A 22,517-nucleotide genomic window follows, 5' to 3' on the forward strand; every position below is an offset into this window, starting at 1 on the left:
CTCTAATAAAGTCAAATCTTTAAATTTATTTTCAATTCTTTCTTTGTATTTGTTTAAAATACCAGATAATATTAAAATACCACCATTTTTTATTTTTTCTTTTAAGTCTTTTTCTAATATTATCAAAATATCTGTAATGATATTGGCGACAACTATATCATATTTTTGTAAGCTTTGATTAACCGAACCAACCCATATTTTATCAAATGCAATATCATTTAATTTAGCATTTTCCTGACTAGCATAAATAGCTAATTCATCAGTATCGCAAGCTTGCACTATAGCACCTAATTTAGCCATAATAATACCTAAAATTCCACTCCCACATCCAACATCAAGACAATGGTCTAATTTTTTTGTGTATTTTTGTATAAATTCTATACAAGTATATGTGCTTTCGTGGTGTCCTGAACCAAATGCTAAGGCTGGATCAATAATGATATTAATTTTATTTTTTATAGGTTTTTGCCATGTGGTATGTATATGTATATTATCTACACTTAAAGCTTTAATCCCTTTTTTATATTCTTCTATCCAGTCTTTATTTTCTTTTCTTTTTATAGTAGAATAAAGAGGAATTTCTAATTGCAACTTTTTACAAAGTTTTTTATGAAAATCTTGTATAGCTAAATGAATGAGCTCTAATTCTTCTTCAGATCTTATATATATACCATCATCTTTTTCTTCAATCGCGTCAATACCAAGAGAAAAAATTAGATCAAGGAATAATTTTATATATTCCTTGTCTATTTGAAAAAAAAGTTCATAGTAGTATTTTTGCATAGAATAAGGAATTAACCTTCATTACTTCCTAAGACATCTTCAAGTTTCTCTTTTAATACTTGAGGAGTAAAAGGCTTTACGATATAGTTATTAACACCAGCTTTTAAAGCAGTGATAACTTCAGCTTTACCACCTTCAGTGGTAACCATAATGATAGGCATATCAGCATATTTTTCTTCGGCTCTTACTTTTTTAACTAATTCCAAGCCATTCATTTCCGGCATATTCCAGTCAGTGATCAAAACTTTTATATCATCATTTTGTGAAAGTAAATCCCACGCTTCAAGTCCGTGTTCAGCTTCTAAAACATCTTTGTGTCCCAATCTTACTAAAGTATTTTTGATTATCCTTCTCATTGTAGAACTATCATCAACAACCAATAACTTCACTTTTTTTCCTTTGTTTGATTTCAATCACATTTTTTAAAAATGCAATTTTATCGTTTTTATTTATATTAATCAAGTAAAATCCAAATTATATCATTTAAAATAAAACAAGATTTAATTATTCCCCATTTTTATTATGATTAAATTCAGGAACAATTTCTTTTAAAACTTGAGCTGGATTTGTAGATTGGACTAATCTTTGTATGTCCATATTTAATTTATCTAAATTTTGAATTTCACTAGTGGTAACAAAAATACTTTCGTATTTAGTTTTTACATCATCTTCGTGAATTAAAAGCTCTTCGTATAATTTTTCACCTTTTCTTAATCCAGTAATTTTTATATCTAAATTTTTATTAGATAAAAGTAACATTTTTTTTGCTAAATCCATTATTTTTACCGGCTTTCCCATATCTAATACAAATAATTCTCCGCCTTTTGCGATCGCAGCAGCTTGTAAAACAAGTTGCACGGCTTCATCTACTAGCATAAAATAACGCATAATTTCAGGATGAGTTAGGGTTATAGGTTTGTTTGTTGCAATTTGATTTTTAAATTTAGGTATGACACTACCGCTTGAGCCTAAGACATTTCCAAATCGGACACAAGCTACTTCAAAATTTGTTTGACTAGAACTTAAAGCGTATAATTCGCAAATTCTTTTTGTACAACCCATAATATTAGTTGGACGAACCGCTTTGTCGGTGCTTATCATAACAAATTTATTGACATTATATTTTTTAGCAATATCAATTAAATTTTTAGTCCCAATTATATTATTTAAGATAGCCGAATGTGGATTTTGCTCACATAAAGGCACGTGTTTATAGGCTGCTGCGTGTAATATAAGATCTATTTTATGATTTGCTAAAAGTTTTTCAAGTGCTTCTTTGTCTAAAATGCTTGTCATTACAACTTCAATTTTTTCTTTATCTGCGCTTAAATCTTCACTTATTTTGTAAAGATTATACTCACTATGATCAAGCATTATTAAGTGTTTTGCGCCAAATTTTATACATTGTTTGCAAAGTTCGCTACCTATAGTTCCTCCAGCTCCACTAACTAAAACAATTTTATTTTTCATAAAATTAATCACACAAGCATTGTCTAAATCTTTTGGTTTTCTAGCAAGTAAATCTTCTATGCTAATATCTCTTGCTTCATTTTGAGTAAAAGAAAAAAGTTTTATATCGTTTATACCATAAGATATTAATTCATCAAATAAGGATTTTAGTTCATCTTGTTCTAATTTTAAAGCAATAATGGCTGTATGGACACCTTCTTGAGTATATTTTTTAATAGCTTTTTTATTTTCTACTATAAATTTATCACAATATGTTCCTATTAAATTTTTACGTTCATCAACCACAGCTACTGGGAAAAGTCCTAAATTTCCTTCTTTAGCTCCTTTTAAAAGATGTAAGGCTTTTGATGTTGCACCTACAACAATACAAGGATATTCTTCGTTATATTTTGGTTTTCTAAAATCAACAAACATTCTTTTGCTAATTCTTAAACTTCCAATTAGCATACAAGAAATTACAAAATCTATGCCAATTACACTTCTTGGGAAGGGATTGAAAAAATCATCATATAAAAAATAAATTCCTAAAAATACTAATTCTGCACAAGCTAAAGCTATGACTAATTTTCTTGCTTCATTTAGTGAAAAAAATCTCCACGCTACTTGGTAAATTCTAAGTAATGCTAGAAAAATAATTTTTAATAAAATTAAAATCACAGCACTTTTAAACATTCCCTCATAAAATTCCTTTGGAATATCTGCACTAAAACGTAAGGAAAAAGATAAATATATACTAATTACAAAAAGTAAAATATCAGCACCTAGGAAAAATCCTAAGCGTTTGCTTTTGTAGTCCATTTTAATCCCTTAAAGCTTTTAAAATTAGCATAGAAACTTCTTCTATATCGTGTTTTTGCATAGTTGTTGCACTTGGAAGACAAATTCCATTGCTAAAGAAAAATTCGCTATTTCCATTCAAATACGCATCGTGGTTTTTATATAGTTGTTGTAAATGCATAGGTTTCCATAGCGGACGGCTTTCTATTTGATTGTCTTTTAAAATTTGGATTATTTTTAAAATTTTATCTTGTATTTGAATATTTTTGTTTTCACAAATGCAATGTTTTTCATAGGTATTAAGTTTATTTATATTAAAATCAAGCAAAGCAGTGCTAAGCCAACGATTCGATTTAGAATTTTCCAATTCATCTAAAAAGGTAAATTTTTCACTTAAAAATTCTTTATACCATTGGTAAATTTGACGCTTTTTTTCCACTCTTTCATCTAAAACTTCCATTTGTGCTGTCCCTATAGCACCTAATATATTGCTCATTCTATAGTTATAGCCATATTCTTTGTGTTCATAATGTAGGCAATTTTCTCTTGCTTGAGTGCTATAAAATCTTGCTTTTTCTAATAAATCTTTATTTTCACTTACTAGCATACCACCACCTCCTGTTGTGATGATTTTATTGCCATTAAATGAATATACGCCAAAATCTCCAAAAGTACCTAATGCCTTATTATTATAAAAACTTCCTAATGCTTCTGCTGCATCTTCAATTAAATAAATTTCATTTTCTTTACAAATTTGAACAATTTCATTCATTTTAGAAGCATTGCCATAAAGATGAGTAAGTATGAGTGCTTTAGGCTTTTTAGGACTTTCTTTTATAGCTTTTTTTAATAAATTTACGTCTAAATTATATGTTTGATCACAATCTATAAACACAGGTGTAGCATTCATATAAGAAATTGGAGCGACCGAAGCTATGAAAGTAAAGCTAGAGGCAAGAACGATATCACCTTGCTTGATTCCTAAAACTCTAAGTGCTAAATGTATAGCCGCAGTGGCTGCATTTAGTGCTAAAGCATTGGAACTTTTTGTATAATTTTTTATGCTTTGTTCTAAAGCATTTACAAATTCCCCTAAAGGTGCTATATAATTGCTTTTAAAAGCTTTATTGATGTATTCTAACTCTTTACCACTCATATGTGGTGCAGATAAAAAAAATCTCATTTTAATCCTTTATTTTTTTTGCAGGAACTCCAGCATATACGCCTTTTGAAGTTATATTATTAATTATAACTCCTCCAGCACCTAAAATCACATCATCATTTATACTTAAACAAGGAATTACGCTTGAGTTAATTCCTAAAAAACATCTTTTGCCTATTTTAACAGCTCCGCCAAGTTTAGCACCTACGCTAATATGCGTAAATTCATCTACAAAACATTCATGTTCAACCACACAAGCACTATTTAAGATCACACATTTTTTTATATAAGCTTTTGCATTGATTATAACATTAGGCATAATTAAAATACCTTCATCGTCTAAAGATGCCTTTGTGCTAATAATAGCACTTTTGTGTATCAAATTTACTAATTTAAAACCATCTTTTTTAACTTTTTTAAAAATTTTTTCTCTTATAATATTAGAACCTATGGCTACGAACATATCGTGCTTTTCTAATTTAGATGAGTATTGCAAACCTTTATTATCATCTAAAAAAATGATATTTTTATACCCCATATTTTTAGCTACATCAGCACAAACTAAGCCGTGCCCGCTAGCTCCATAAATATAAATACTTTTAGTTGTGTCCATTGAATTTGTCCGTTGTTGCTGTTCCTTTTTTATTAATATCACTGCATTTTAATACTTTTATGATAGTCATAAAAAATATTTTTAGATCAAATAAAAAAGAACATTGATTGACATATTCTACATCAAATTTAAATTTTTGTTCCCAAGATATAGCATTTCTTCCATTAACTTGTGCCCATCCTGTGATACCAGGTCTTACATTATGGCGTTTTTTTTGCTCATCATTATACAAAGAAAGATATTCAGCTAGTAAGGGTCTAGGGCCTATAAAACTCATATCGCCTTTGAGCACATTAAAAAGTTGAGGTAATTCATCTAAACTTAAGTTTCTTATTAGTTTTCCAAAAGGTTTTAAACGTATCTCATCACTTAATAATTCTCCATTTTCATCTTTTTCATCACTCATAGTTTTAAATTTATAAATATAAAATATTTTTTCATTTAGCCCTGGTCTTGCTTGTTTGAAAATTATACTTCCTTGGATTAGTTTTAAAATAAGAGCTATAAATAAAATAAAAGGTAAAAATATAATTAGTAAAATCAAAGCAAGACAAAAATCAAATACTCTTTTTAATCCATTTTTATACATCAATAAATCCTTTATAAAAATTTATGTATTCTAAGGCAATATTATCTTCATCATAATTTTGAGCTTTTAAAAAAGCATTTTTAGCTAAAGTTTCTCTTAATACTAAATCTTCTAATAAAATTTGAATTTTTTCTGCTAAATCTTTGCTATCTTTGCATTTGCAAATTAAACCATCTATACCATTTTCCACTGCTTCAATACAACCTTCAGCATCACTTACTACGCAAGCTTTTTTACAAGCCATAGCTTCTAAAATAGTTTTTGGGTAGCCTTCTTTATAGCTTGGCAGGACAAAAATATCACATAAATTTAGTAATTTTGCAATATCTTTTCTAGCTCCTAAATAAAATACTTCTTTTGAATTTAAAAATTCAAGTGGTGCGCAAGATTTATTATCATCTCTTCCTCCAACTAAAATAAAATTTGCTTTTTCTTTTAAAATCGAAGCAGCCGTGTAAAATTCTTTGATTCCCTTATGCCATAATGCTCTTGAAATCATTAAAACTATCGGTTTTTGCGGTATATTAAATTCATTTAAAAATATTGTTTTTTCTTCTAAAGGAATTTTTAATGGTAGATATTGTTTTAAATTTACTCCTACAGATTTAATAATTTTGATTTTATTTTGTTTTAAACCTAAATTTTTCATAAAAAAGGCATTGCTTTCATTGACGAAAATAAAACCATTAGCTAGTTTAAAGGAGATTTTGTATAAAAAATTAATTCCTGATCTAACTAATTTACTTTTAAAATCATCATCAATATAAAAACTCCCTAAACCTTCAACTAAACTAAAAGTATATTTTATACCAGCCATTTTTGCAGCTATTATGCCTATAGTATTACTCTTATGCGCACTTGTTTGTAAAAAATCTAAATTTAACTTTTTTAGAGTATTTTTTAAACTTAAAAGATTTTTTAAAATTATAAAAGGATTAACACTAGATCTTGCAAGCTCGTAATGACAGATATTATAGCCTTGCTTAGCAAGTTCTAAAGAAAAATCATCTTTTGGAGTGATGATAAAAACTTCGTGATTTCTTTTAAGTAAAGCTTTAATGAGTGCTAATCTAAAATAATACACGCTCATAGCACTATGGGTTAAAATTCCTATTTTCATTTTTTTAACCTATAAATTTTAGCTCTTGTATCGTCAATGACTTGCTCATACAAGTCTTTATCGTATTGATTGAGTAAAAACATTTGTATATAAGTGCTATTGTAAAGATTTTCATCTAAAATAATGAAGCTTTTATATTCTCTTAAAAATAATAAATAAATTTGAGATTTTGGATCTATTTCATTATAAAAATACTTACCATTTGTAATGGATTCAATATCTACAAATGCTTTTAAAGCAATGGTTGTTCCTTCTATTTTTAAGGCTCTAAAATCATTAACAATTTCAACTCCATTATCAAGCATTACTGATCTTGAAGCTTGATCTTGAGCTATGGCATTAGCTTGAGAGAAAAATAAGCTTTTTTCTTGATTTCCTGTATCTGGGTTGGTATTAGCAAATTGAGCTACAATAGGCATAATACTTAGCATTCTATAAGGCATATAAATATAAATATCTCTAGTTTTTTTATGAAAATTAAAATTTTTATCACTAATTTTTTCAAAAAAATCTTTGGCACTAGTTTGATTATAATCTTTAATCATAGCTTTTAAAATATCAGGGTAGTTTTCTTTAAAGGATTTTTCGGTATATTCTACACTAAGTCTTGCCATATTTGCAGCAGAAACAGGATCTTTACTTAGTATAAAAGAAGAAAAGAAATTATCCTTTCCTAAATGTTTTCCACCATCAATTAAAGTTTTAACATCACTAAAATATCGTATAGGATAACCATAATCCCACCAAGCAACAACATAATCTTCTCTTTGTGCTTTTTGCTTTAAATCATTTAAAATTTGTGCTTCATAAGAAGTAAAAACGGTGGAAGATTTGTAATTATATATGTGTATTATGGCAGGTATTAATGCAAAAATACTTGCAAAAATTAAAACGATATTAATATCTTTAAAATTAGAAAGTATTTTCTTTTTTTGCAAAAATGTAATGAAAATATGTAAAAAATATCCAAAGCCTAAGGCCATTACAGGAACTGCATATATGGTAAATCTAAGTCCGGCTATTAAAGCTACAAAGCCTAATGCAAGCATAGGTAAAGCTAAAATCATACTTTTGTGTTTTTTGCATAAAAAAAACAAACCTATAAAAGATAAGACAAATACTGCTATACTCGAACTAATTCTTTGCATAAATACTTCAAGGCTTATGGTATTTACTTCCATAATAGTTTCATTGACATTAAAATATAAAAATGCACTCTCTTTTAAATCTTGGACATCATCAGATTTAAAAATATAAAATTTAAGTTGATATAAAATTGGATCTAATCCACCACTTAAAAATAAAATCAAAATACTTGTGAAAATTAAACCACAAATCATATAAAAATTAATTTTTTCTTCTTTTAAAACAAAAATAGCAAACAATAATACGATTAAAGTTAATTTATAATACCAAACTAACATACTCAAAGCTATAATCATCACTATAATAGCTAAGTAAAAAATTTTTTCTTTTCTATGAAATATTAAAGTGTAAAGTGTAAAAAGTCCTATCATAGCAAAATTTAAAGAATAACTAGATGGATACCACCAAAGATAAATCATTATAAAAAAAGGACTTAAAAGTAATGTAAAAACATCTTTATTTATAGTCAATCTTATAAAAGAAAATAAAATTAACATCGGCAAAACAAGGACTAGCATATCAGTATCATAATAGCCACTCATTGTGCGATTGTAATAACTATTTGCAATGCTTGCTAATAAAGCTGCTATAAAGCCATAGGTTGTTAGTTTGTATTCTCTTGCTATTAAGATTATAGGAATGACTATTAATGATGCAAAAAAAGTGCTCATATAAACCATAATGCTTTCAAGATTAAAAGGCAAGATTTTATAAAGCCAATAAGTTAAAGTAGAAAGTGAGCTATCAAAATAAGATAAGTCATTTAGCTGATGAAATCCAGCTATCATATCTCTTGCACCTTCTGCAAAAGCATATCCATCATTAGTTGTAATCATCAATTGATCATTGAAGAAAAATTCATAAAATTCACTTGCCCAAGTTATCCAATAAAGTCTGCATAGCACACTAAAAATAAATGCGATGAGAATTAGAATACAAGTATAAAAAATAGAATTATTTTCAATATAGTTTTGTTTTAATTTCATTTTAAGCCTTATTAAAAAAATCAAAAAGTTTTTTAGCAATTTGAATTTTATCAAAGTCTTTTGCTCTATCAAATGCCTTGTTTTTATAGTTTGTTTTTAAATTTGTATCATTTATCATTTTTTCTAAACCTTTTTGCATAGCATATTCATCATCAACTTTGACTAAAAGTCCAAATTTGTTATCTAAAAATAATTCTCTTGCTCCACTTTTATGATCAGTGCAAAGCACGGCAGTATTGCAAGCTAAGCATTCTATTAATACATTTGAAAAACCTTCAAAAGAAGAAGCAAAAGCAAAAAAATCACACTTGCTCATATATTTGTAAGGATTATTATCAAAGCCGAGTAAAAATACTTTATCTTCTAAATTTAATTTTTTAATCAAAGATAAAAGTTCATCTTTTAAAATTCCTTCTCCTAAGATTACAAGCTTTAAATCTGTTTTAACTTTTGCATAAGCTTTAATAAGCATAGAATGGTTTTTTCCATAATCTAACCTACCAACACTTAGTATAAATGGCTCTTTAAAATCGATACTTTCTTTTGATTTTTCTATAATATTTTCTATGTCTATAGCATTATATAAAATATCACATTTGTTTGCGTGGATATTAAAATTTTGTAAAAGATCTTCTTTGTTTCCTAAAGAATTAGCTAAAATCAAATCAGCTTTGTTATATAAATTTTTAATCAAAAATTTGTTGATAAAAGAATTTAAGTTATTGTGTTTATATATAACACTTGGAGTAGTGCATTCGTTAATGATAAGAGTAGATTTTAAACCCAAGATTTTAGCTATTAATGCTATATAATTAGGACGATTTAATAAGACAAATTGTAAATTAATGTCTAATTTTTCACATAATTTTTTATATTTTAAAGCTAATATAGGAAGTTTTAAAAATTTATATAAATTATTTTCGTTTGGAGTTGATTTTTCAAGATAGTGAATATTTACTTCAGGTATTTCATAAGAGATTTTATCATTCATTAAAATCAAATGAATTTCGTATTTTAAATTAAGCATTGGAAGTAAGGTTGAAACGACTCTTTCTGCTCCGCCACTACCTAATGAGTATATAAAAATCGCAAGTTTTTTCATCATTTAGCCCTTATTTCATTTATCAAATTGATCCATTTATTTGCTACATTATTAACTTCATAATCTTTACATCTTTTAAGAGCATTTAATACTAAATGTTGTCTTAAATTTTCATCTTGCATAAGTAAATTAAGCTTTATGCTTAAGTCTTTATCATCATTTATATTAACTAATAATCCATCGTAATTATCGTTAATTAAATCCTTATGTCCGCTTAAATATTTTGTGCTAATGCGTGCAACTTGAAAATATAAACTCTCTAATAAAATAGTCGGTAATCCTTCAATATATGAGCAAAGGCAAATAATTTTAGCTTTTTCATAAAGTGCTTGTATATTAGATACTTTGCCTAAAAAATTGATTTTTAAATTAAGTTCATTTGCTTCGTTTTGAAGTTGTTCTTTTAATTCCCCATCTCCTGCGACTAAAAATTCATAATTATTTTGTAAATTTTTATCTAATCTTGCTATGGCTTTTAAAAACATTGAAGTGTTTTTATTGTGATCAAGTCTTCCTACAAATAAAACTATATTTTCTTTTTTTAGTTCATTTTTAGTAAGTTCAAAATGGCAAGGATTAGGCATATTTACCACTTTTTTAACAAATTTCTCATAATAATTTTTATCATCATTGCTAAGCACGGTTAAAGCATCAGCGTATGGAAAACTAAAATTACGTAAAAATTTCCAAATTTTTGATTTTAAATAAGCGTGTGAGCTATGTTCGCTGATAATCAAAGGTGTTTTTAATCCTTTTTTAGCCCAAATGCAAGCAATATTAGTTGTATCTAAAAATGAAATAAAAACATCGCTAGAATTTTCTTTTAAAATTTGTTTTAAAGCTTGAAATTTTTTAATGCGTGAGGCGATTTTGTTGTAAATAGTGGAAAAATCAAATTGTTTGAGTGTGAGTAATTTTATAGTTGAATTTAGTTTGTAAAAAGATTCTTCTTTGTGGAATTTGATGATAGTGATATCGTGTTTTTTGCAAAGCTCATTTGCTAAAGTTACTAAAACTCTTTCTGCTCCACCTGAATTTAAAGTCGCAATAATGAAGCATATTTTCATTTTTTTTCCTTTAAATTACCACGATCAACTTCAAAAACTCTGTCGCATTTTTGTATGGTAGATAGTCTGTGTGCTATGATAATTAAAGTTTTATCTTGAGAAATTTTATAAATTTCATCCATAATTTTTGCTTCACTTTCTTGATCTAAAGCACTAGTTGCCTCATCTAAAACTAAAATTTGAGGTTGTTGATAAAGTGCTCTTGCTATGGCTATTCTTTGTCTTTGACCACCGCTTAAAAATGAACCTGAATCTCCCACTTTAGTGTAAATTCCGTGTTCGAGTGAATTTACAAAATTTTCAAGATTAGCTTGTTTGATAACTTGCTCTAAGAGTTTTTCATCAATTTCTTCTCCAAAGCTGATATTTTTAGCAATAGAGTCATTAAAAAGGTAAATTTGTTGAGGAATATAGCCAATTTTACTTCTAAAACTTTTTAGATTATTCTCATCTAATTTTACTCCATCTATAAAAATAGCTCCATTATTTGGCTTTAAAAGTCCTATTATAAGATCTACTAAAGTGCTTTTTCCACTACCACTTTTTCCTATAAATGCTATTTTTTCATTTTTTAAAAGTGTGAAATTTAAACCCTTAAATAAATTTCTCTTGCCTTTATAAGCAAAAAATAGATTCTTAAGCTCTATTTTTTCTTTAAATTCTATATTTTTATTTCCTAGTTTTTCTTCTTTTTCGTTTAAGATATCATAAATAATATCTAAAGAATTTTTATAATAAATAATTTCATTATAACTAGTGATAATGCGATTTGCACTAGGCATTAAACGATAAAGTGCAACTACAAAAATAGTTATAGTCGCTAAAATAGAGGAAATATCACTTTCATATCTTAAAACTAAATATACAACAATCAAGCAAAGCATACAAAAACCCATACCTTCAAGATAAATTCTTGGTATGCTTGATATGCTTTCATTGCTAATATTTGCTTTAGCAAAAAGTTCGCTTTGAAGTTCATATGATTTTTGTATGCTTTGTTCTTTCGTTTTTAATTTTATAATTTTAAAATTATTTAAATTTGCATTTAAAATTTCAAAATAATTTTTCATAGCTTCTTCTCTGGCAAAGCTCGCTTTTTTCACTAATGGCGAAAGAAGTTTTATCAAAATAAAGGCATTTAATAATAAAAAAACACTTAAAATTAAAGTAATTTTATAATTGATTATTAACAAAAGAGTATAAAGCAAAAATACCACAAAACTTTCACTTAGCATTAGCAAAAATGCACTTATTAGCGTGCTTAAGTGAAAAACCTCTTGAGTGATAGTTTTTAGAAGCTCTGATTGATTTTTATTGGTAAAATTTTCATATTCAAGGTGAAGATATTTGTTGAAAATTCTACAAGCAAAAGTATGATAACGCCCTTTAGAAAAACAAGCTAACAAATGGAAATAAAAAGCATTTAAAAAAGCTCTAAAAATATAAAAGATTATTAAAATACAACCAAAATAAGCCACAAGTTTATATGAGGGTAAATTCAAATACTCATAAATAGGTTTAAAATAAGAACTTTTTTCTAAAAGCTCAAAATCACTTGCTATAGAAACAAAGGGCATAATCAAAGATATAGCAAAACTTTCAATAAATCCTATAAAAATAGAAAATACAAGTAAAGCAAATAAAAATTTTTTATCGTGAGAATTAAGTATAAAAAATAATTTTTTTAACACTGCTTTTCCCACTCATAAGCACTTTTGCAAATTAGCTTTAAATCATCAAATTTTGGCTTCCAAGAAGTTAAAGTTTTGATTTTATTAGCATTTGAGATTAAAACTGAAGGATCTCCTGCTCTTTTTAAAGCGTATTCAACTTTAAAATCAACACCGCTTACTTCTTTCATTGTTTGAACTACTTCTTTGACGCTAAATCCGTGTCCATAGCCTACATTAAAGATATTGCTTTGATTGTTTTCTAAATAAGCTAAAGCTGCTAAATGAGCACTTGAAATATCATCAACGTGGATAAAATCTCTAATGCAAGTGCCATCTTTAGTATCATAATCTGTGCCAAAGATATAAAGTTTATCTCGTTTTCTAGCTGCTACTTCAGCAGCAACTTTTATAAGCAAAGTAGCTTTTAAATAGCGTTGTCCTATAGGGTAATCCATACAAGCTCCAGCTACATTAAAATATCTTAATATGCAGTATTTAAAATCAGGATTTGCCATATTTGCATCGCGTAATACTTGCTCACTCATTAATTTGCTATAGCCATAAGGATTAATAGGAGCTAGCGGACTTTGTTCATCTACAACTGGAGTTTGTGGCTCGCCATAAGTAGCAGCAGTTGAGGAAAAGATAAATTTTTTTACACCTGTTTCTAGGCAAGTTTGGATTAAATTACTTGTATTAGCAGTATTATTCATATAATATTTAAGCGGATTTTGCATACTTTCAGGCACTTCTATGCTTGCAGCAAAATGCACTATAGCGTCAAATTTTTCTTCTTTAAAAATTTTTTTGATTTTAGTAAAATCACTTAAATCTTGTTCAAAAAATTTAAAAGTTTTAATTTTTGAAAGCTCATCAAGACTAATCTTGCTTCCTTTTGAAAGATTGTCTAAAACACAAATTTCATTGTCAGTTTGTAAAAATTGTCTTAATGTGTGAGATCCTATATATCCTGCTCCACCAGTTATTAAAATTTTCATATTTTGCCTTTTTTGCATTTAGTTTTTTAAATTTTAATATACATTTATTAATTAATTCAAAATTATATTTTTTTCTCTTTCTATAGCCTCTAAAAAAGGTTTTTGATAGCTTTTTGTGGTAAGTTTTAAAAGCTCTTCTTTAAAATTTTCTAAAATATTTAGATAATCTTCTTTTGTGATATTTGCTTTAATGAGTTCATATTTTAAAAAAAGCATATAGGTATTTAGCACATCACTTTCGCAGTATTCGTGAATTTTTTCAAGTTCATTTGCATAAAAAAGTTCTAATACTTGATCGCCACTAACATCGTATTTTCCTGGTAAATTTGCCATAGTACAAAGCGTATCAAGTTTTAATCCTTTTTGTCCAAAACTTCCTAAAGATTCTAATAAATCACAATGCTTATTTTCAGCATATTTGCTTTTATAATTATCCCATTTATCACTTATATCTAAGTAAGCACTTGCGTCAATATTATATTTTAAAGCTCTAATTACAAGTAATGGCATATCGTAATTTTTTCCGTTAAAACTAATTAAGCGGGGTTGAGATTTTTTTATAAAATTAAAAAAATCTTCTAGCATTTGTTTTTCATTTTCACCTTTGATTTTATTAACTTTTATAAAATTTCCAAATTTATCTGCTATAACCGCACAAATACTAACTATTTTATGAAAAGGCAAGGGTAAAAATTCATTTCCGCTTTCTTCTTTTTGTTTTTGTAAGGCTTGCTTGCTTATACTTAAATCATCTCCATTAAAATGATAAATTTGCTTAATCAACTCTACATCGGGTATGCTTTCACAATCAAATACGCATATATATTCTTGCATTATCAACCTTTTTTAAATAATATTTGATAAAATCATAACAAAAAATTAAAAATTAAAGTTATAAATGAAAATAGGTCTAGTAAAATTATCAGCACTTGGGGATATTATCCATACTGCTATCGTGTTGCAATTTATCAAAAAACATCTTCCAAAAGCTAGTATTGATTGGTTTGTAGATAAAAAATTTGCGAGTTTATTACAAGATCATCCTATGATTGATGAAGTTTATGCCTTGCCTTTAAAGGAAAAAAAAATTAAGGAATGTTTTTTTATTCTTTTAGAAGCTAGACAAAATCAATACGATGTCGTGATTGATTTACAAGGTTTAATTAAGTCAGCAATAGTAAGTAAATTTTTATGTGCAAATACTTTTGGATTTGATCAAGATAGCATAAAAGAGAGTTTTGCAAGTAATTTTTATAGACATAAATTTGCTTGTAATTATGAAGAAAATATCATAGTGCGTAATTTGTCTTTAGTAGCTTATGTCTTAAATGAGCATTTTGAATATGAGGACATTAGGCTAAAGCAAAGTTGTTTTTATGTAGATGATGATTTAAAAGATGAGCTAGAGCAAACACTTTCATTAAAAGAAGCAAGTTTAACTATACTAATTCACGTAGGATCATCAATGCCTAATAAAATTTATCCAAAAGAGCGTTTGACTTTACTTTGTAGAATGCTTTTAGAGCATTTTGCAAATGCAAAGATTTTACTAGGTTGGGGTAGTGCAGATGAATTTAATTTTGCTAAAGAAATAGTTTTAAATTTAAAGCACTTAAAGATAGATTTGGCACCAAAATTGAATTTAAGTCAATTATGTGCTTTGACTAAGGCGGTTGATTTGATTATCGGTAATGATAGCGGTCCTACTCATCTTGCTTTTGCTTTAAATAAGCCTTCTATTACTATCTTTGGAGCTACTCCAAGCCAGAGAAATACTTATGAAACAGCTATAAATAAAACAATTAATGCTGGTAAAAAAATACTTTACTCAAAGCACATAGATAAAAGTGATTTTTGCATACAAAATATAGATGAAAAAGATATTTTTAAATTAGCTTGTGAGCTTTTGGAAAAAAAATGAATTATATTTATTTGAGTCTTTTTTATATTTTAAAATTTTTAGTTAGTTTTTTACCTAAAAAAATACTTTATAAGTTTGCTAATTTAGTAGCTTTATTAAGTTATAAATTTAACAAAAAACACCGAAAAATCATCGATATAAATCTTAAAATTTGTTTTCCTGATAAAGATGAGAATTGGCGTGATGAAACTAGTCTTAATATCTATAAAAATTATGCTAAATTTGGTATAGATTTTATAAAAAATCAAAATGCTAACAAAAAAGATATCATTGATAAAATTTGTTTTGAAAATGAAGAAGAAATTCTTAAAATCATTCAAAAAAAAATTCCTATCATTGTAACTACGGCTCATTATGGTAATTGGGAGCTTTTAGCTTTACTTTTTGGAGCTAAATTTAAAGGTATTTCTATAGTTGGAAGACCATTAGATAGTAAGATTATGGATAAAATTTTAAGTAAAAATCGTATGCAGTTTAACATAGAACTCATCGAAAAAAAAGGCGGACTTAAAAAAATGCTAAAAGCATTAAAAGAAGGTAGGATACTTGGGATACTAACTGATCAACACGCTAGTGATAATGAAAGTATAAAAATACAATATTTTAATCAAGAAGTGAATTTTATTTCTGGTGCAAGTGTGCTTGCAAAAAAGGTAAAGGGCGTTATTTTGCCTTGTTTTGTGTATCAAAAAAATGAATTTTTTTTTATTAAAACCTTTGAAGCTATGTTTGCAGATGAAAAAAGTATAAAAGAATTAACTTCATATCAAGCAAAATGTTGTGAAGATATGATTAAATTTAAACCTGATGAATATTTTTTCTTTCATAAAAGATTTAAAAATAATATGAATTTGTATAAGGTTTAAATATGGATTTAAAAAAAATTTCTGTGATAATGATTGTAAAAAATGCAAAAAATACTTTAAAAGATTGCTTATTATCAGTTAAAGATTTTGGAGAGATTATTTTGATAGAAAATGAAAGCAGTGATGATACTTTACATATTGCTAAGCAATTTCAAGATGATTATCCTCATTTAAAAATTTATCAAAGTAAATTTATAGGCTTTGGGGCTTTAAAAAATTTAGCTCTTTCTTATGCAAATAATGAGTGGGTTTTTAATATCGATGCAGATGAGCTTGCTAAAGAGGAATTTTTAGATGAACTTGCTAAGATGAAGCTAAAAACAAATCAAATTTTATTTTTACCAAGAGAAAATTTATATAATAATGAGTGGATAAAAGCTTGTGGCTGGTATCCTGATTATGTAATGCGTGTATTTAACAAAACACATACTAGATTTAATGATAATTTAGTTCATGAGAGTTTGATTATCCATAATGATACACAAAAAATTAAATTAAAAAGCGGTTTAAAACACTATGCTTTTAAGGATATAAGTGCTTTGCTTGATAAACTTCAAAGATATTCAAGTCTTTGGGCTTTACAAAATTTACATAAAGATAGTAGTGTTTTTAAGGCTTTAATACGCGGTAATTGGACTTTTTTTAGAAATTATTTTTTAAAAAGAGGAATTTTTTATGGATACAAAGGCTTTGTAATTAGTTTATGCAATGGGCTTGGAGCATTTTTTAAATATATGAAATTATATGAGTTAAAACTACAAAAGCCACAAACTTGTTCTTTAATCATCACAACTTATAATCAAAAAGAAAGATTAGCCTTAGTGCTTGATAGTGTTAAAAATTTAAGTATTTTACCTGATGAGGTTTTAATAGCTGATGATGGTAGCAAAGAAGATACAGCCAAACTTATACAAATTTATCAAAAAGATTTTCCTTGTGTTTTAAGACATATTTGGCAAGAAGATGATGGTTTTAGATTGAGTATGATAAGAAATAAAGCAATTAATGCTTCAAGTGCTGAATATATTATTTTAATAGACGGAGATATGATTTTAGAAAAAGATTTTGTAAAAAATCATTTAGAATTTGCTGAAAAAAAAGTATTTTTACAAGGTTCTAGAGTTATTTTAGATGAAAAAGAAAGTAAGGAACTTTTAGATAAAAATGATTTTAATTTAGCATTTGTTAAAAAAAGTTTTAAAAATCAAAAAAATACTTTTTTAGCTTGGTGTGTGTATAAATTTTCAAAACTTGATAAAAAAATTTTTAAAAAATCACAACTTATTAAGGGTATAAGGGGTTGCAATATGAGTTTTTATAAAAGTGATTTTGAGGCTATTGATGGTTTTAATGAAAAATTTATAGGCTGGGGTAGGGAAGATAGTGAGTTTGTAGCTAGATTTTTATTTAATAATGGCACATTTAAAAGACTTAAATTTAATGCTTTAGCTTATCATATTTATCATAAGGAAAATGCAAAAAATATGCTTGAAATTAATCATAAAATTTATTTAGATACTATAAAAAATAAAAAAATTACTTGGAAAGAAAATGAATAAAAAAGTCGGCGTAGTTATCCCTATATATAATGTAGAAAAATATCTAAGAGAATGTTTAGATAGTGTTATAAATCAAACTTATAAAAATTTAGAAGTAGTATTAGTTAATGATGGAAGCACAGATGAAAATTCACTTAATATAGCTAAAGAATACACTTTAAAAGATGAAAGATTTATTTTATTTGATAAAGAAAATGGCGGTCAAAGCACTGCTAGAAATGTAGGCATAGAATATTTTAGTGGAGAATACAAACTTAAAAACATTACTACACAAATTAACAAAAATTCTTTAATTGAATTTGAACTAAGTGATAGTAATCCTTACAATATATACAAAGCTTATAAAAGCCCTAAAGCTTTTAATAATGAAAAAGATTTAACTAATTTTTCTTACCCTATTATAGATTATATTATCTTTTTAGATAGTGATAATTCTTGGGAATTAAACTGCATACAAGAGTGTGTTCTTAGAATGGGTGATGTTAATGTGCTTTGGTTTAATCATTCTTGCATTTATGAAAAAGGCATTAAAGATAAGGGGCAAATAAATAGAATGGATATTTTTAATTATCACAATGAATGTATTATAAGCCCTAAAGAATATGCTAATAAAGCCATTAACATAGGATCAAAAGACATTTCTTTTGGCTGGAATGGTATGATAGATTTTCATTTTTTAAAAAGCATAAAACTTAAATTTATCGATAAAATCATCAATGAAGATATATATTTTGGTATGGTTTTATTTGCTAATGCTAGTAAAATTTATGTTTTGCCTAAAAGATTGTATCGTTGCATTTTAAGGGCAAATAGCATATCAAATCACGATAAAAAAGTAAGTAAAGAAAATATAACACATTATTTTAATGATATATATGAAAGTTTTAATCAAAATCCAAAAGAAGCTAAAAAATACTTAAAAGCTTATAGTAGAGTAGTAACAGCTTTAAATTTAATAGAATTTTTTAAAGATAAAAATGATGAAAACGCAAAAGCTATTAAAGAAGCATTTTTGTCTTTTTATGCGAAAAAGGCTTTAATGATTAAAAAATTTAAAAAAGACCCTTTAAATTTAAAAAAAGAATTAGTGATTATAAAGCCATTTATTAATTTTACTCTTCCTTATGATATATACAAAATCTGGCATAAGATAAAAAATATCTTTAAAAATTAATCTTGCATAATGATTTTATCTATCATAGAATTTTTCTTTATAGTTTTAAAATGCGTGAGTTTATGTAAGAAACTTTGATTTTTGACTTCACTCCATAAACAAGGATCAAATTTTTCTTTCGCATAAAATTGTAATAAATGACATTCTATATCGCTCATATTTTTGTAGATTTTGTTGGTATAGCCGTGGTTTTTTAGGAGTTCAAAAATGATGTGTAGGACAAAATAATAATGGTTTGTATTGGAATTTTCATTTTCCCAATAATATAAAAGTATATCTTTTAAAGCTTGGACATTTTTGTTATTAGCTTTTGAGATAATAAAACTACTAAGTAATTTAACTTTAAAATCATCATTGTAATTAAAATACCCATAAGAAAAATATCCACTTTTAATAAAACTCTTTAGTTGTTCTTTGCTTGGTTTATTTTGTGCCCTTTCAAAGGCGAAAAAATCCTCCTCGCACAGGCTTTGTGGAATTTTATCACTTAAAAATATATTAGCATCACACCATATCCCTCCATAAGTAGAAAGTAAAGCTACTCTTAAAAGATCTGAAAAGAAAGCGATAGTTTTTTCTCCAAAAAAATTATTTTTTAATTTTTCTTTTATAAGGGGCGGAAAATCAAGATAATTTTCTATATTATCTTTATCTAAAATGATGATAGTATAATCACCCCCCCCCATATGCCTTTGTATAGATTTAAAACATCGATGTATAAGTGGCGAGGCTTGGTCTTTACCTTGATACCAAAATTGCCAAATGATTTTATCATTTTTAAAATGATGTTTTTTTTCAAAAGTAAAATGAGGGATTTTTCCTTCTAAAAAAGGATTGATATAATTAATAGTAAGATAATTTGCTACTTTTGGGTGCTCTATCTTGTAACTTATATGGTTTCTTAACTTTCTTCTTAATGATTTAATGGGTATAATTTTACTTAAATTTCTTGTGAAATTGTTGTAAAGTAAGAAGTTATTTTTATGATTTTTCATTTGTATTTTCCATAATTTTTTATCTGATATAATATCAAAAAAATTACTTGGAAAGAAAATGAATAAAAAAGTCGGCGTAGTTATCCCTATATATAATGTAGAAAAATATCTAAGAGAATGTTTAGATAGTGTTATAAATCAAACTTATAAAAATTTAGAAGTAGTATTAGTTAATGATGGAAGCACAGATGAAAATTCACTTAATATAGCTAAAGAATACACTTTAAAAGATGAAAGATTTATTTTATTTGATAAAGAAAATGGCGGTCAAAGCACTGCTAGAAATGTAGGCATAGAATATTTTAGTGGAGAATACAAACTTAAAAACATTACTACACAAATTAACAAAAATTCTTTAATTGAATTTGAACTAAGTGATAGTAATCCTTACAATATATACAAAGCTTATAAAAGCCCTAAAGCTTTTAATAATGAAAAAGATTTAACTAATTTTTCTTACCCTATTATAGATTATATTATCTTTTTAGATAGTGATGATTACTGGGAATTAAACTGCATAGAAGAATGTGTTCCTAGAATGGAAGGGGTGGAGATTGTTTGGTTTGATGAAAGAAAGCGTTATGAGATTGCTTGTAAAAATGAAAGTCAAGATAGTAGATTAAAAGACATAAATATAAAATCAGAAAAAAAGATTAGTTTATTTGAATGGTTGCAATACCTTATAAGAAGTAATATGAAAGATTTTTCTTTTGTTTATAATGGTATGATAGATTTTAAATTTTTAAAAAATATAAAATTATATTTTTTAAATGGTATCTTTGCAGAAGATCATTTATTTGGAATTTTACTTTTTGCTCAAGCTAAGTATGTGTATATATACCCTAAAGCACTTTATTGTTATAGAATTCGTGCAAATTCTTCAACAAATCAAGATAAAAAGATTACCGCAGAAAATATTCCTCCTCATCTTAAAATAATTTATGATGCTTTTGATAAAGATGCATATTTAACAAAAGAATATTTTAAAGCTTATAGTTGGGTTGTGATAGCTTTAGAAATTGTTAAATTTATAAACAATTATCAAGATAAAAATATTGTTTTACTTTTGAAAAATATTATTTTGCGTTTTTATGTTAAAAATGCTTTTAAGATCAATAAATTTAAAAAAGATCCTTTATGTGCTAAAGAATCATTAAAATTATTAAAGTCTTATAAAATTTCAAAAATTAAATATGTAATGATTAGATTATTTTTGAGTTTTAAGTATAAAAAGTGAGATGATTTTTTTAGGATGTCTAATATATAATCTAAACATAGAATATATCTTATAGATTTTGATAAATTTCAAATTATCGTAGATTTTTAGAGGGTCTTTTGCGGTTTTATTTTCTATTATAGAATGCAAATAACTTTTTGATGATTTTTTTAAAAAATGATTTTTGTTGTTGAAATCTCGTATTTTTAAAGCAATAATTAGCAAACAATATAAATGAAAATATTCTCTAAGTTCTTTATAATCACTAAAATGCTCTCTTAATGGCTCTAAATATTTAGGTAAATTCTTTGGTATAGTGGTATTTTGAAAGTTTATTATAGATCCTTGTCTAATTGTGTATGTCATTAAAGCTGTATTGATATAAAATACTTTCTTAGCTAAGCAAAATAAAATAGTTCCAAAATCATGATCTTCGTGATAAATTCCATTAGTAAAACGGAGGTTGTATTGATTTAAAATATTAGTCTTAAAAGCACCTTGCCAAGCAAAATAAAATTGAAAAAATTTATTTTCTTGTAATAATTTTAAACCATTATCAAAAAATATTTTTTTACTTTTTTGCATTAAGTCAGTCGGAGGATTTTTTAAAAAATGAGATTTGCTTTCATGATACTCATAAAATCCGTGCATACAAATGTCTAAATCTTTTAAAATCATATCTTTTACGCAAAGCTCTATGCAATTTTCTAATAAATAATCATCAGAGTCTAAAAAATGTATTATAGAATTTGGTAATTTTGAAATTATAAAATCATTGATATTTTCTATATTTGTCTTTATATATCTTTTTTCAATTTGTATAAAATTTGTTTTTATAGTTTCCTTTTTTATTATTTTAGTATCTGTCTTAAAAGTATGTGTTTGAGTAAAAGAAATTATGTCTTGTTCTTTGTTGTCTTCAAAAAAACTTCTTAATTTAGTGCCCTTTATAAATTCTAATCCCATATTTCTAGCCGAGCTAAGTCCGCCATTATCTTTAGAAATTAAAAATATTCTTTCATCTTTTTTAAGATATTTTAAGGCTATATCTAAACTATCATCATCACTGCCATCATCTACTAAAATAATGTCTAAATTATGGTAAGTCTGGTTTATAACACTTTCTAAACATTTTTCTAAATAAGGAGCTACATTGTAAATTGGAATGATAATAGAAACTAAAGGATCTTTCATATATACTCTTTTTGGTTAAAATTATACTAATATAAATGTTAAAGATAAATGAATACAAGAAAAATAATTATAAATTTATTGTTATTATTAGTGCCAATGAGTTTTC

General features: G+C 26.2%; 20 protein-coding genes. 5 read left to right on the forward strand and 15 right to left on the reverse strand.

From position 1 onward, the window contains the following. From QZ429_RS05180 to QZ429_RS05240, 13 genes are all read right to left on the reverse strand, one after another. Positions 1–783 (reverse strand): 50S ribosomal protein L11 methyltransferase (locus QZ429_RS05180; protein WP_291952541.1); only part of this gene is annotated, 783 nt, incomplete at its 3' end. Positions 784–794: 11 nt separating this feature from the next. Then, positions 795–1,172 carry a chemotaxis response regulator CheY gene (locus QZ429_RS05185; protein ID WP_291952543.1) on the reverse strand — a complete coding sequence of 126 codons (378 nt, stop codon included), beginning with the start codon at positions 1,170–1,172 and terminating at the stop codon, positions 795–797. Between the two features lie 115 nt (positions 1,173–1,287). Further along, positions 1,288–3,051: a UDP-N-acetylglucosamine 4,6-dehydratase (configuration-retaining) gene (gene pglF, locus QZ429_RS05190; protein ID WP_291952545.1), complete on the reverse strand. Its 1,764-nt coding sequence runs from the start codon at positions 3,049–3,051 to the stop codon at positions 1,288–1,290. 1 nt (position 3,052) lies between these two features. Beyond that, entirely contained in the window at positions 3,053–4,213 is a 1,161-nt protein-coding gene (gene pglE / locus QZ429_RS05195) for a UDP-N-acetylbacillosamine transaminase (RefSeq protein ID WP_291952547.1), read from the reverse strand. A 1-nt stretch (position 4,214) separates the two neighbouring features. Continuing rightward, positions 4,215–4,805, reverse strand: coding sequence for a UDP-N-acetylbacillosamine N-acetyltransferase (pglD, locus tag QZ429_RS05200; protein ID WP_291952549.1), 591 nt, complete (start codon positions 4,803–4,805; stop codon positions 4,215–4,217). Continuing rightward, positions 4,792–5,394, reverse strand: coding sequence for an undecaprenyl phosphate N,N'-diacetylbacillosamine 1-phosphate transferase (pglC, locus tag QZ429_RS05205; protein ID WP_291952550.1), 603 nt, complete (start codon positions 5,392–5,394; stop codon positions 4,792–4,794). Before pglC ends, pglD begins: the two co-directional genes overlap by 14 nt. Then, positions 5,387–6,514, reverse strand: a complete 1,128-nt coding sequence (gene pglA / locus QZ429_RS05210; RefSeq protein ID WP_291952552.1) for a N,N'-diacetylbacillosaminyl-diphospho-undecaprenol alpha-1,3-N-acetylgalactosaminyltransferase — start codon at positions 6,512–6,514, stop codon at positions 5,387–5,389. The genes pglC and pglA overlap by 8 nt, the downstream gene beginning before the upstream one ends. Next, positions 6,511–8,646 (reverse strand): STT3 domain-containing protein, encoded by a 2,136-nt coding sequence (locus QZ429_RS05215; RefSeq protein WP_291952554.1) that lies wholly within the window; start codon positions 8,644–8,646, stop codon positions 6,511–6,513. The genes pglA and QZ429_RS05215 overlap by 4 nt, the downstream gene beginning before the upstream one ends. Position 8,647: 1 nt before the next feature. Then, positions 8,648–9,748, reverse strand: coding sequence for a glycosyltransferase (locus QZ429_RS05220; protein WP_291952556.1), 1,101 nt, complete (start codon positions 9,746–9,748; stop codon positions 8,648–8,650). Next, the gene (locus tag QZ429_RS05225) at positions 9,748–10,815 is read right to left on the reverse strand and encodes a glycosyltransferase (RefSeq protein ID WP_291952558.1); all 1,068 of its coding nucleotides are present in this window, start codon (positions 10,813–10,815) and stop codon (positions 9,748–9,750) included. The genes QZ429_RS05220 and QZ429_RS05225 overlap by 1 nt, the downstream gene beginning before the upstream one ends. Then, entirely contained in the window at positions 10,812–12,506 is a 1,695-nt protein-coding gene (locus QZ429_RS05230) for an ATP-binding cassette domain-containing protein (RefSeq protein ID WP_291952560.1), read from the reverse strand. The genes QZ429_RS05225 and QZ429_RS05230 overlap by 4 nt, the downstream gene beginning before the upstream one ends. After that, positions 12,500–13,486 carry a UDP-glucose 4-epimerase GalE gene (gene galE, locus QZ429_RS05235; RefSeq protein WP_291952561.1) on the reverse strand — a complete coding sequence of 329 codons (987 nt, stop codon included), beginning with the start codon at positions 13,484–13,486 and terminating at the stop codon, positions 12,500–12,502. The genes QZ429_RS05230 and galE overlap by 7 nt, the downstream gene beginning before the upstream one ends. A 51-nt stretch (positions 13,487–13,537) precedes the next feature. Beyond that, positions 13,538–14,326 carry a 3'-5' exonuclease gene (locus QZ429_RS05240; RefSeq protein ID WP_291952562.1) on the reverse strand — a complete coding sequence of 263 codons (789 nt, stop codon included), beginning with the start codon at positions 14,324–14,326 and terminating at the stop codon, positions 13,538–13,540. Positions 14,327–14,384: 58 nt separating this feature from the next. Between QZ429_RS05240 and waaC the strand changes: the two genes are divergently transcribed. From waaC to QZ429_RS05260, 4 genes are read left to right on the forward strand one after another with little or no spacing between them, the layout of a single operon-like run. Continuing rightward, positions 14,385–15,407, forward strand: coding sequence for a lipopolysaccharide heptosyltransferase I (gene waaC / locus QZ429_RS05245; RefSeq protein WP_291952563.1), 1,023 nt, complete (start codon positions 14,385–14,387; stop codon positions 15,405–15,407). Beyond that, positions 15,404–16,273: a lipid A biosynthesis lauroyl acyltransferase gene (locus QZ429_RS05250; RefSeq protein WP_291952565.1), complete on the forward strand. Its 870-nt coding sequence runs from the start codon at positions 15,404–15,406 to the stop codon at positions 16,271–16,273. The genes waaC and QZ429_RS05250 overlap by 4 nt, the downstream gene beginning before the upstream one ends. Before the next feature lie 2 nt (positions 16,274–16,275). After that, the gene (locus QZ429_RS05255) at positions 16,276–17,832 is read left to right on the forward strand and encodes a glycosyltransferase (protein WP_291952567.1); all 1,557 of its coding nucleotides are present in this window, start codon (positions 16,276–16,278) and stop codon (positions 17,830–17,832) included. Continuing rightward, a complete protein-coding gene (locus tag QZ429_RS05260; RefSeq protein ID WP_291952569.1) occupies positions 17,825–19,006 on the forward strand; it encodes a glycosyltransferase family 2 protein in 1,182 nt (393 codons plus the stop codon). The genes QZ429_RS05255 and QZ429_RS05260 overlap by 8 nt, the downstream gene beginning before the upstream one ends. Here the strand turns inward: QZ429_RS05260 and QZ429_RS05265 are convergent. Continuing rightward, positions 19,003–20,001: a capsular polysaccharide synthesis protein gene (locus QZ429_RS05265; protein ID WP_291952570.1), complete on the reverse strand. Its 999-nt coding sequence runs from the start codon at positions 19,999–20,001 to the stop codon at positions 19,003–19,005. The two genes, QZ429_RS05260 and QZ429_RS05265, sit on opposite strands and share 4 nt — an antisense overlap. A 58-nt stretch (positions 20,002–20,059) precedes the next feature. Between QZ429_RS05265 and QZ429_RS05270 the strand changes: the two genes are divergently transcribed. Continuing rightward, on the forward strand, positions 20,060–21,238 hold the full coding sequence (locus tag QZ429_RS05270; RefSeq protein WP_291952572.1) for a glycosyltransferase family 2 protein: 1,179 nt from the start codon (positions 20,060–20,062) through the stop codon (positions 21,236–21,238). Here QZ429_RS05270 and QZ429_RS05275 read toward each other — a convergent pair. Beyond that, positions 21,209–22,411, reverse strand: a complete 1,203-nt coding sequence (locus tag QZ429_RS05275) for a glycosyltransferase family 2 protein (protein WP_291952574.1) — start codon at positions 22,409–22,411, stop codon at positions 21,209–21,211. The two genes, QZ429_RS05270 and QZ429_RS05275, sit on opposite strands and share 30 nt — an antisense overlap. Between the last annotated feature and the right edge of the window lie 106 nt (positions 22,412–22,517).

The organism is Campylobacter sp. (assembly GCF_020024835.1).
Taxonomy (GTDB): domain Bacteria; phylum Campylobacterota; class Campylobacteria; order Campylobacterales; family Campylobacteraceae; genus Campylobacter_D.